At 72.1% G+C, this 10,957-nt stretch carries 10 protein-coding genes; all 10 read left to right on the forward strand.

The annotated features are described in order from the left end of the window. Nucleotides 1-103 precede the first annotated feature (103 nt). The 10 genes from AC069K_RS09765 to AC069K_RS09810 all read left to right on the forward strand — a co-directional run bounded on the left by AC069K_RS09765 (nt 104) and on the right by AC069K_RS09810 (nt 10,943). Nucleotides 104-931 carry a LuxR C-terminal-related transcriptional regulator gene (locus AC069K_RS09765; RefSeq protein ID WP_365102086.1) on the forward strand — a complete coding sequence of 276 codons (828 nt, stop codon included), beginning with the start codon at nt 104-106 and terminating at the stop codon, nt 929-931. 323 nt (nt 932-1,254) lie between these two features. Continuing rightward, nucleotides 1,255-2,586 (forward strand): condensation domain-containing protein, encoded by a 1,332-nt coding sequence (locus AC069K_RS09770; protein ID WP_478614447.1) that lies wholly within the window; start codon nt 1,255-1,257, stop codon nt 2,584-2,586. 132 nt (nt 2,587-2,718) lie between these two features. Beyond that, entirely contained in the window at nt 2,719-4,125 is a 1,407-nt protein-coding gene (locus tag AC069K_RS09775; RefSeq protein WP_478614054.1) for an aldehyde dehydrogenase family protein, read from the forward strand. Next, on the forward strand, nt 4,122-4,670 hold the full coding sequence (locus tag AC069K_RS09780) for a nucleoside 2-deoxyribosyltransferase (protein WP_365102080.1): 549 nt from the start codon (nt 4,122-4,124) through the stop codon (nt 4,668-4,670). Before AC069K_RS09775 ends, AC069K_RS09780 begins: the two co-directional genes overlap by 4 nt. Continuing rightward, nucleotides 4,667-5,626, forward strand: coding sequence for a glutamate synthase-related protein (locus AC069K_RS09785; RefSeq protein ID WP_478614058.1), 960 nt, complete (start codon nt 4,667-4,669; stop codon nt 5,624-5,626). The genes AC069K_RS09780 and AC069K_RS09785 overlap by 4 nt, the downstream gene beginning before the upstream one ends. Beyond that, entirely contained in the window at nt 5,589-6,380 is a 792-nt protein-coding gene (locus AC069K_RS09790) for a creatininase family protein (protein WP_478614061.1), read from the forward strand. Before AC069K_RS09785 ends, AC069K_RS09790 begins: the two co-directional genes overlap by 38 nt. Nucleotides 6,381-6,403: 23 nt before the next feature. Continuing rightward, nucleotides 6,404-7,537: a hypothetical protein gene (locus AC069K_RS09795; protein WP_478614064.1), complete on the forward strand. Its 1,134-nt coding sequence runs from the start codon at nt 6,404-6,406 to the stop codon at nt 7,535-7,537. A 46-nt stretch (nt 7,538-7,583) separates the two neighbouring features. Continuing rightward, nucleotides 7,584-8,897: a nucleotide sugar dehydrogenase gene (locus AC069K_RS09800; protein WP_478614067.1), complete on the forward strand. Its 1,314-nt coding sequence runs from the start codon at nt 7,584-7,586 to the stop codon at nt 8,895-8,897. Beyond that, entirely contained in the window at nt 8,890-9,882 is a 993-nt protein-coding gene (locus tag AC069K_RS09805) for an NAD-dependent epimerase/dehydratase family protein (RefSeq protein ID WP_478614070.1), read from the forward strand. Before AC069K_RS09800 ends, AC069K_RS09805 begins: the two co-directional genes overlap by 8 nt. Beyond that, on the forward strand, nt 9,879-10,943 hold the full coding sequence (locus AC069K_RS09810) for a glycosyltransferase family 4 protein (protein ID WP_478614073.1): 1,065 nt from the start codon (nt 9,879-9,881) through the stop codon (nt 10,941-10,943). Before AC069K_RS09805 ends, AC069K_RS09810 begins: the two co-directional genes overlap by 4 nt. Nucleotides 10,944-10,957: the final 14 nt, after the last annotated feature.

The following is a 10,957-nucleotide window of genomic DNA, read 5'->3' on the forward strand; positions in this document are numbered from 1 at the left end:
AGGCAAATTCGCGACAGGAGTCGACGGTAGCGAATTAGTCCGGACGCATACGGTCACCGCGTCCGGGGAATGCCCACTTACAGCCTTGATCCGGAGGAGTACGGTGAGCGATTTAGCATGCAAACCCCCCACCCCGTCGCGACAGCTGGTCGTCGCGACTCTTGTCCACGACCGCGTGGCGCGCCAGGAGTTGCAGGCCGCCCTGTCCGGGGCCGCCCTCGTGCGCGAGGCCCGGCACTGCGCCGACCGGCGCGAGGCACGCCAGGTGCTCGGCTCCGGCCGGGTCGACGTGTTCGTCGTCGCCAAGACCGACTACGACGCCCATGCCGACCTGCTTGACGAATTCCGCTCCCCGCTGCCGAGCACGCTGGTGCTGCTGAGCCACGCCGATCCGGACGAGGCGATGCTGACCGGACCACCGGCGCCCGACGGGTTCCTGATGCAAAGAGGTCTGAGCGCGGCGGCCGTGGACAGCACCCTGCGCCGCATGGCCGCGGGCGAAGTGCCCATGCCCGCCCCGCTCGCCCGCGCCCTGATGGACCGCGCCGGCGCCACCCGTCCTCCGCACGGACGGCGTGACATCGCTGTCACCGCCCGCGAGACCGAGGCGTTGCTCCTGCTCGCCGAGGGGCTGAGCAACAAACAGATGGCCCGGCGCCTGGACATCACCAGCCACGGCGTCAAACGGCTCGTGGCCAGTCTGCTGCTCAAACTGGGCGCGCCGAACCGGACGGCCGCGGTCGTTCTGGCCATCCACGCCGGCCTGATCCGTACGGTCCGGCCGGGCCAGACCACCGCGGACCGCCGCGTCGTACGGGTCCAGCTCGCCGGGGGCGGAGCCGATGTCCGCCTCCCGGTCCCCGCCGGGCGCCTCGCCGCTGAGGAGGCGGACCCCGGAGCACGCCTCCTGGCCGACGACCGGCACCGCTGACGCTGACCACGAACACCACTGACGACCGGTACTGCTGACCACCGCCACCGCTGACGAAAGGCACCGGCGCGGGCCGCGCCGACGGCGGCGGACACACCGCCGTGGCCCGGCGCCCTGCCCGTCCGGCCATGCCCGAATGGGCAGGTCTTCCTCCCGGGATTCCCCGGCTAGCGTGAAAGCGCGAAAGCCCTGGGGTGTCGACCGGAGGAAATCCTGCCGTGGAAAAATTCGAGACACGTGAAGTCCCCTTTTACGGTCGCCGTGCGGTCACGGCACCGGCGACCTGTGCGCAACGGCACATGTGGGACCTGATCCGCCGTGAAATGCCCGACGCCTCCTTCTATGATTTCTGTCAAGAGGTCTTTCTTCCCGGTGAAGGAACCGTGGAAGACGCTCTCGCCGTGTGCGGAGAACTCGTCGCCCGACACGAGTCCCTGCGCACGGCTTTTTTCCGTGGCGCGGACGGAAGCCTCGTCCAGCGGGTCGAACGGTCGGGCTCCTTTGAGGCGCAGATATGCGCCACCGGGCCGGGCCGGAGCGCGCAATTCGTCCACGACGCCTGGCGGCGCCGGATGCGGGACCGGACGTTCGACCTGCGGAGCGGGCCGCCGCTGCGCGTGCTGATCGTCGTCACCGACCACGTGCCGGTGCTGGCGGCCTTCTGCGTCTCGCACCTCGCCGCGGACCTCATGTCCATGCGTACCCTCGCCGAGGAAGCCCTGACCCTGCTGGCCGCGCGGACCACCCGCACCGCGGCACCGCCGCCCGCCGACACGCGCCAGCCGGTCGAACAGGCCGCGTTCGAGCGCTCCCCGCAGGGCCGTGCCCTGCTGGCCCGGGCCCACACGCACTGGCGGCGGCACCTGGCGACCGCTCCCCTGACGATGTTCCCCGGCCGTCCCGCCCCGCAGGGGCCCGGCCGCCCGGACCGCTACAGCGCGGCCATGGACTCCTCGGCCGCCTTCCTGGCCGTCCGCGCCCTGGCCGGCCAGTGGCGGGTGAGCACTTCCGCGGTGCTCTTCACGGCGGTCGCGCTCCTGCTCGGCGCCCGCTCCGGGCAACCGGTCTGCGCCCTGCGGCTGCTGGCCGCCAACCGTACGCACCCCGCCCTCCAGCACACCGTGGCCAACCTCCACCAGGAGGTCCTCACCACCCTCGACCTGCGCGCGGACGACGTGCGGACCGTCGCCCGGCGCGCCTTCGCCGCGGGCACCCTCGCGTACGCCAACGGCCTCTTCGACCCCGACGCGGCGAACGAGCTGATCCGGGCCGAGGGGCGTGGCAGGGGCGAGCCGCTCCATCTGTCGTGCTGCTTCAACGACATCCGCACCGACCACGATCTGCGGACCCTGGGTGAGACGGCGTCCGCACCGGACATACGCGCCGCCCTGGCCCGTACCGTCGTCGCCCCCTCCGACTTCGAGGAGGCCGAGACCTTCTTCCTGGTCGTGGTCGACACCGATCCCGGATGGCTGAGATTCGTGCTGTGTGCCGAGACGGACGTCCTGCCGCCCGAGGAGGTGCACACCTTCCTGCGGCGGCTCGAACGGTTCCTCGTGGACTGCGCCGAGCAGCCCGAACGCCCCTGGCCCCCGCTCGATCGGGAGCAGCGGCCGTCTGCCGTACGGCCACCGCGGACGGCCGCCCGAGGGTGACCGGATCTTGGCCGTAGCCGAACGGGCATGCCCCAAAGCGGAGGATGCCTCAGGCACTTGCACGTGGTGAGACTGGGACCTGTCCGATCAGGGTGCGCGCCACCGCGGCACCGGGTGACGGGGGAGTCGACTGTGTTCACGCAAGTACGGGCAAGCGAGACCGCCATGGGCGTGGAGAACCCCGCGCACGGCACGGTCTTCGCCCACGCCCCCCGCTGCACGGCCGCCGAACTCGACGCGGTCGTCGCCGACGTGGCCCGGGCGTTCCCCGGATGGGCGGCGCTGCCGCTGGAGAGCCGCCGCCGGCACCTGCTCGCCTGCCGGGACGCGCTGCGGGACGCCGAGGACGCCATGGCGGACCTGCTCACCCGGGAACAGGGCAAACCGCTGCGGCACGCACACGCCGAAGTCCGCCTCGCCGCCGACTGGTTCGCCCACACCGCCGAGCTCACCCTGGGCCCGGACCGCATCGTGGACGAACCCGCGGCCCGGGTCACCCTGGAGCGGGTGCCGCACGGCGTCGTCGCGGCGATCGCGCCGTCCAACTACCCCGTCCTGCTGGCCGTGTGCAAGATCGCCCCGGCGCTCCTCGCGGGCAACACGGTCGTTCTCAAACCCTCGCCCGCCACACCGCTCTCCAGTCTGCTCATGGGCGAGGCGCTGGGCCGGGTCCTGCCGCCCGACGTCCTGCGGGTGATCAGCGGCGACGCCGCACTGGGCGCCCGGCTCACCGCACACCCCGCGGTCCGGCTGATCTCCTTCACCGGCTCGATCACCGCCGGCCGCGCCATCGCCCGCTCCGCCGCCACCGACTTCAAACGGACCGTCCTCGAACTCGGCGGCAACGACCCGGCCGTCGTGCTGCCCGGTACGGACGTACAGGCCCTGGCACGCGCCCTGTTCGACCGGGCGATGGTCAACAGCGGGCAGTTCTGCGCCGCGGTCAAACGCGTCTACGTGCCGCGCGAGCAGCACGCCCCGCTCACCGCGGCGCTGGCCGCGCTGGCCGAGTCCGCCGTCGTCGGTGACGGCCTCGACGCGGCGACCGAACTCGGCCCGCTGGTCAGCGGAGACCAACTCAGGCACGTGGCCGGGCTGGTGGACGACGCGGTGCGCCGCGGCGCGCGGCTCGTAACCGGCGGCCGCGCCCTGGAACGGGCCGGCCACTTCTATCCACCCACCGTCGTCACGGACCTGCCCGAGGGAACGCGCCTCGAAGAGGAGGAGCAGTTCGGTCCGGTGATCCCCGTGATCCCCTACGACGACCTCGACGCCGTGACGGCCCGTGTCAACGCGTCACCCTACGGCCTGGGCTGTTCCCTGTGGGGCGACCCGGAGCAGGGCGCCGCGGTGGCCCGGCGGCTGCACTGCGGAACGGTGTGGATCAACACCCACGGCGACCTCCGGCACGACGTGCCGTTCGGCGGCCACCGCCACTCGGGCACTGGCGTCGAGTACGGACCGTGGGGCCTCTTGGAATACACCCAGATCACCATCCACCACCTCGCGCTCCGCGGGAAAGATGAGGGGAAGGCATGAGCGATACCGTTTCCGGCGGCGACCCCGGCACCGGCCTGGTCGATCTGTCGGGGCTGCGTGTGTTCGTCGGCGGCCCCATCCAGTACGCGCTGGGGCACAACAGCTTCCACCAGCCGTTGCGCGAGACGCTCCAGACCATCGTCACCGCGGTCGCGGAGGCCGGGGCCACCGTCTTCTCCGCCCATGTCGTGGAGAAGTTCGGCCTGGAGACACCGCTCTACTCACCGGAGGACGTCAGCGCACGGGACCTGGAGTGGATGCGCCGCTGCGACGTGTTCGTCCCCGTCCTGCCGACGGACGCCGACGGCGGCCTGATGCGCACCGACGGCACCCACATCGAACTGGGCTGGGCCTCGGCACTGGGCCGCCCCATCGTCATGGTGACCGCCCTGCCGGTCCCCGCAGCGGCCAGTCATCTGCTGCGCGGGCTGCCGTCCGTGGCCGACGTCGGCCACGTCGACCTGGCCGAGCTGCGCCGCGGCGGCCCCGGCGAACTGCTGCTGCGGCTGGGCAAGGTCGGCCGCGACGCGGTGGTCACGCCGTGACGACCGTCGAGCACACCGCGTCGGCCACCGAGGTCCTCGGGCTGCGGCTCCTGAGCCCCCTCGTCGTCGGCTCGGGCCTGCTCACCGACCAGGAGCGCAACATCCGCCGACTGCTGTCCGGCGGCGCCGGCGCCGTGGTCACCAAGACCATTCACCCAGGCCCCCTGCCCGGCGGCGACGAGCGCCTGCTCCACCTGCCCACCGGGATGATCAACAGCACCACGTACTCCCGGCGCGGCCTCGACGCCTGGTGCGCCATGCTCGGCCGGTTCGCCGAGGACGACCTGCCGGTCATCGCCTCCCTGCACGCCGATTCCCCCGCCGCGCTGGCGGACCTGGCCGCGCGGGTCGCCGACACCGGCTGCCGCGCTCTGGAACTCGGCATCTCGTGTCTGAACGAGGACGGCGGACTGACCGACAGCGCCCGGCGGGTCGCCGACTACACCGGCGCGGTGCGCCGGGCCACCGGGCTGCCCTTCAGCGTGAAACTGGCGGTGGGGGAGCAGGTCGGCGAGCGCGTCGCCGCCGCGGTGGAGGCGGGCGCCGACGCGATCACCCTCAGCGACACCATCGCCGGGCTCGCGGTCTCCGCCGACACCGGCGAAGTGCTCCTGGGCCGCCCCTTCGGCTACTCGGGGCCCGGGATCAAACCGCTGGTACTCGCCGCGATCTACGAGCTGCGGCGCGGCGGCCTCTCCGTTCCGGTGATGGGCAGCGGCGGGGTGCGCAGCGGCACCGACGTGGCGGAGTACCTCACCGTGGGCGCCGACGCCGTACAGGTCTACACGGCGCTGCACACACGGATGCACCAGACCCTGGCGGAGATCCGCCGGGGTTTCGACACCTGGCTCGGCGCACGCGGCGGAACCCTCGCCGACGTGGTGGGGCGGGCACTTGACGGCGGAAGAGGTGAGGCGCGTGCGGCAGCGGACCACGAACGTCACGGCGTACGGTGACCTGACCAGCCCCGAAGCGCCCGACGCGCTCAGCGGCGCCACCCTGGTGTGGCCGGTGGGCGGACTGGAGCAGCACGGCCCCCACCTGCCGCTGTCCGTGGACTACGACATCCCCGACGCGCTCGCCCGGCAACTGGTGGCGGACGTCGACGGGGTGCTCTTCCCGGGGCAGCCGCTGTCCGCCAGGTCACTGCCGCACAGCGGTGGTGGACTGCGCTTCCCCGGCACCGTTCACATCGACGGGGGAACGTTCATCGACTACGTCGCCCAGTGCCTGCGGGGACTGGCCCGGCTCGCCCCCGCCCGTCTGGTGGTGATCAACGGACACTACGAGAACGAGGCCCTGCTGTTCGAGGCGATCGACGGACTCGACCCGGCGCGCACCTTTCCCGCCACCGAGATCGTCGCCTTCAGCTGGTGGAGCCTGGTGGAGGAGGAGTGGCTGCGCAAGCGGCTCCCCGAGTTCCCGGGCTGGCACGCCGAACACGCCGGGGTGACCGAGACCAGTCTCATGATGTACCTGCGTCCCGAGGTGGTGCGCCCGGTACGCGTGGACCACCCCACCCCGCCCGCCGCCGGGGTGTACCGCCACCCCGTCGACGTGGACCGCATGTCCACCCAGGGGGTGCTCACCACGACCTCGGGCGCCAGCGGCGCACTGGGGGAGGAGCTGTTCTGGCACGTGATGGACGGTGTGGCGCGGACCCTCGCGGACGGCCCGTCCCCGCGCACCGAGCGGCGTGCAAGCGAGTGACGAATTCCAGCGGAAGGGGATCCATGCGCCTGCCGACGACCGAACGCGACGCCTTCGAAGCCCGCCTGCAAAGCCTCTTCGGCGACAAACTCCGGCCCGTGGAGGAGTGTTTCGAGGCCATCCAGAACTTCAAGGACGGATCCTTCGCGGTGGGGCAGCTCGGGCTCATGCTCTACACCAACGGATACAACCTGCGGGGCACCAGCACCCGCCATCCCAACGGCATGGTCTTCCACGACGGGCAGAACCTGTTCGGCGTCGGCTACTTCAGCAAGGAACACGACGAGCGCAAGCACCTGCACATCGTCGCGCCCAAGGGGAAGGACCGCATCACCGCGGTCAAGTCGTTCATCTCCGCGACACGCGAGGCGGGCCTGGCCCGGACCTCCGTATACGTCCGCCACCTCTCGCCGCGCGACCACGCGCTGTTCCTCGCGGCCGGCTTCGCCCCGGTTACCGCCGACCCGTGGCATCCCGAGGCCCCGGAGGAGGACGAGACGTATCCCAACCGCGTCTACCGCCTGGAGGAGCTGCTGGCGGCGGACGACGAGGGCGGCCTGGTGGTGAAGAACCTGGAGGGGGACGGCAACCGCCGGCACAGGAACAAGAACCGGCTCGCCTACCGGCGCTTCGAGAACTTCCTCGCCCGCAACGACCACCTGGAACTGCGCATACGCCCCTACGGGTACGGCCCCGAGGAGGCGAAGATGGCCAGGTCCGTCGTCGAGGGGTACTTCGAGGCCCGCCGCGCGCAGGGCGAGGTCGTCGGCTCCACCCCCGAGGACTACACCGCGATCGTCACCCAGCGGCCGGGCGGCCGCAACGAACACGACTACTTCGCCTACCTCGGCGTCCTGGCGCACAGCGGCGGCGAGGAGGTGCCGGTGATGTTCTTCGCGGGCGAGCGCACCGCCCCGGAACGGGCGTCGCTGTACTGCACGATGTCGATGCGCTTCGCGGACCGCCTGAGCGGGCTGTTCAAGGACGCCACCGGATTCACCGCCATACCGCAGTACATCTGGCTGACCGTGTTCAAGAAGCTGATGGACCACGGCATCCGCGAGGTCGACGCGGGCGGATCCGAGGTCAAGGGCCTCGACGACCAGAAACGGCAGTTGGGCGGACGGCCCGAAAAGACCTACTGGGTCGTGGGCTGACCGCCTCGACCCGGACCTTCCCAAGTCGCGCCCAGGGGGTACGTACATGCAATCGCGCACCGATCACAAGGACTTCACCCCGTTCGACGTCTGCGTCGTGGGGATGGGATACGTCGGCGTCACCCTCGCCGCCGCCCTCCTGTCCACCGGCAAGCGGGTGCTCGGCTACGAGAGCGACCCGGCGGTCGCGGGCACCCTGGCACAAGGGCGCCTCCAACTGGCGGAGCCCGGCGTCGCCGAGCTGATCGCACGCGGAGCCGGCGACGGCACGCTCGCGGTCACGGCCGACATCAGCGGGCACCGGCTGCCACCCGTCGTCGTCATCTGCGTCGGCACACCCATCACGCCCGGGGGCACGACGCCCGAACTCGGCCACCTGTCGGCCGCCGCCGAGGCCGTCGCGGCGGGAGCGGACGAGAACACCCTGGTGATCGTGCGCAGCACCGTCCCCGTCGGCACCACCCGCGAACTGGTCCTGCCGGCCCTGGCCCGCCGCATACCCGAGCCGCTGCTCGCCTTCTGCCCCGAACGCACCATCCAGGGCCAGGCGCTGGCGGAACTGCTGTCCCTGCCGCAGATCGTCGGCGGCCTGGACGAGGAGGCGACCAAGCTGGCGGCGGGGTTCTTCACCACCATCAGCGGGCGCGTCGTCCCCGTCTCCTCACTGGAGGCCGCCGAACTGGTCAAACTCGTCAACAACTGCCACACCGACCTCATCTACGGCTTCGGCAACGAGATCGCCCTCATGGCGGAGAAGCTCGGCCTGGACGCCATGGAGGTCATCAACTCCGCCAACGCGGACTACCCCCGCCCCGATCTGAGCAAGCCGGGCTTCGTCGGCGGCAGCTGCCTCACCAAGGACCCCTACCTGCTGAGCCACTCCCTCGCCCGCCACGGCCACACCCCGCGGATGGTCATGGCGGCCCGCACCCTCAACGAGTCCCTGCCCCGACAGGTCGGCGAGCGCGTGCTCGACGCGCTGCGCCGGGCGGGCCAGGACCCGCGGGAGTCCACCGTCCTGGTCTCCGGGTTCGCCTACAAGGGCCGGCCCGAGACGGACGACATGCGCGGCGCCCCCTCCGTGCCGCTCCTCGATTTCCTGCGCGACAGGGTCGCCCGGGTGGTCGGGCACGACTTCGTGGTCCCGCCCGAACGCATCGAGGCACTGGGGGTGCCCTCCGTCACCCTCACCGACGGCTTTACCGGCGCCCACGCCGCCATCCTGCTCAACGACCACGCCCGGTACGGCGCGTTGCCCGCCGACGAGCTCATCGCCCGGATGAGCCCGCCCGCGCTGGTGTACGACGCCTGGCGGGTGCTCCCGCCGACGACGAAGACAATGAGGCTCGGCAGTGCCTGAGAAGATCCTGATCACCGGGGGAGCGGGGTTCATCGGGCTGCACCTGGCCGCGGAACTCGCCTCCCGCCACGACGTCACCCTCCTCGACGACTTCAGCAGGGGCCGGCGCGACACGCTGCTCGACTCCCTGCTCGACCGCGTCACCCTCGTCGAGCACGACCTGACCACCCCCATCCCCGACACCCTCCTGCCCGACGACTTCGACACCGTCCACCACCTGGCGGCCGTCGTCGGCGTCGTCCACTCCAACGAGGAACCCCAGCGGGTGCTCAGGACCAACCTCCTGTCCACCGTGCACGTCCTCGACTGGTTCACCGGGCGGCCCGGGACGTCCGGCGCCACCTTCTGCTTCGCCTCCTCCAGCGAGGCGTACGCGGGAAGCGTCGCCGCCGGACTCGCCGCGCTGCCCACCGGCGAGGACGTCCCCCTGCTGGTCCCCGACCCCGAGGTGCCCCGCTCCTCGTACGGCTTCAGCAAGATCGCCGGAGAGCTGCTGTGCCGCACCTACGCCGGTGTCCACGGCTTCGCCCTGCGCATGGTCCGCTTCCACAACGTGTACGGGCCGCGCATGGGCTACGACCACGTCATCCCCCAGTTCATCGAACGCGTCCTCGCCGGCGCCGACCCCTTCGCCGTCTACGGCGGCGACCAGACGCGGGCCTTCTGCCACGTCGACGACGCGGTGGCCGCGCTCGTCGCGCTGGCCGGTCTGCCCACCAAGGAGACCCTGCTCGTCAACATCGGCAACGACAGCGAGGAGGTCCGCATGGACGACCTCGCCCGGATGGTCTTCGAGACGGCCGGGCGCACCCCCCGCATCGCCGCCCACCCCGCGCCGCCCCTGTCCCCGCAGCGCCGCCTGCCCGACCTGACCCGGCTGCGCGAACTCACCGGCTACCGCCCCGCCGTCGACCTGCGCGAGGGTCTGCGCCGCACCTACGCCTGGTACGCGCACGACCTCGCCACCCGAGGGGCCGGGCAGTGAACGGCCTACGGGTGCGGTACGTGCACCAGGGGTACTTCCCCGCCCGCGCGGGCGGCGAGCTGATGACCCGCTCCCTCGCCGTGGCCATGAGCCGCCGGGGGCTGAGCGTGGGCCTGTACGGCGGCGAGGGCGACCCCGAGGACGCGCGGCTGATGACGGCCGCGGGAATCGGCGTCGAACCGCTGCCGACCGGGGACGGCCGGGCGCGCGCGGCGGACCTGGTGCACGCCGTCGACGCCTTCCAGCCCGAGAACATCCGCGCGGGTCTGCGCCTCGCCCGGGCCTGGGGCGTCCCCTTCGCCGTCACACCGGCCTCGGCCCCGGACGTGTGGCCCGACCGGGAGGCCGTGGTGGAGGGCTGCCGCCGGGCGGACGCCGTGTTCGTCCTGACCGACGCCGAACGCGAGATGCTGCGCGCCGACGGCGTGGCCGACTCCGTCCTGCACCGCATCGGGCAGGGGGCGCACCTGCCGGGCACCGCCGACCCGGAGGGCTTCCGTGCCGCGCACGGCATCACCGGGCCGCTGGTCCTCTTCCTCGGCCGCAAGATGCGCTCCAAGGGGTACACGGTCCTGCTGGAGGCGGCACGGCACGTGTGGGCACGCCACCCCGAGGCGCACTTCGCCTTCCTCGGCCCGCGCTGGGACGAGGACTGCGCGCAGCGGTTCGCCGCCCACGCCGATCCCCGTATCACCGAACTGGACCGGGTGGACGAGGACACCAAACGCAGCGCCCTCATGGCGAGCGACCTGGTCTGCCTTCCCTCGACGGTCGACGTCTTCCCGCTGGTGTTCGTGGAGGCGTGGATGTGCGGCAAGCCGGTGATCGGCTCCGCGTTCATGGGCAGCGCGGAGGTGATCGCCGACGGCCGGGACGGGCTGATCGTCCCCGCCGCCGCCCGGCCGGTGGCGGACGCGGTGAGCCGCCTGCTCGCCGACCCGGCCGAACGGGAGCGGATGGGGCGCGCGGGCCACGCCAGGGCCCGCCGCGAACTCACCTGGGACGCCGTCGCCGCGCAGGTGCACCGCGTCTACACCGAACTGGTCCCGGCCCGGAGTTGAGCGGAGGAAGTCCC

It is taken from the genome of Streptomyces sp. NPDC043908 (assembly GCF_056435525.1).

Excerpts from the sequence above, each read along its gene's own strand:
- AC069K_RS09780 (WP_365102080.1), top strand. The coding sequence starts at position 4,122 with ATGAGCGATACCGTTTCCGGCGGCGACCCCGGCACCGGCCTGGTCGAT.
- AC069K_RS09795 (WP_478614064.1), top strand. The coding sequence starts at position 6,404 with ATGCGCCTGCCGACGACCGAACGCGACGCCTTCGAAGCCCGCCTGCAA.
- AC069K_RS09800 (WP_478614067.1), top strand. The coding sequence starts at position 7,584 with ATGCAATCGCGCACCGATCACAAGGACTTCACCCCGTTCGACGTCTGC.
- AC069K_RS09770 (WP_478614447.1), top strand. The coding sequence starts at position 1,255 with ATGCCCGACGCCTCCTTCTATGATTTCTGTCAAGAGGTCTTTCTTCCC.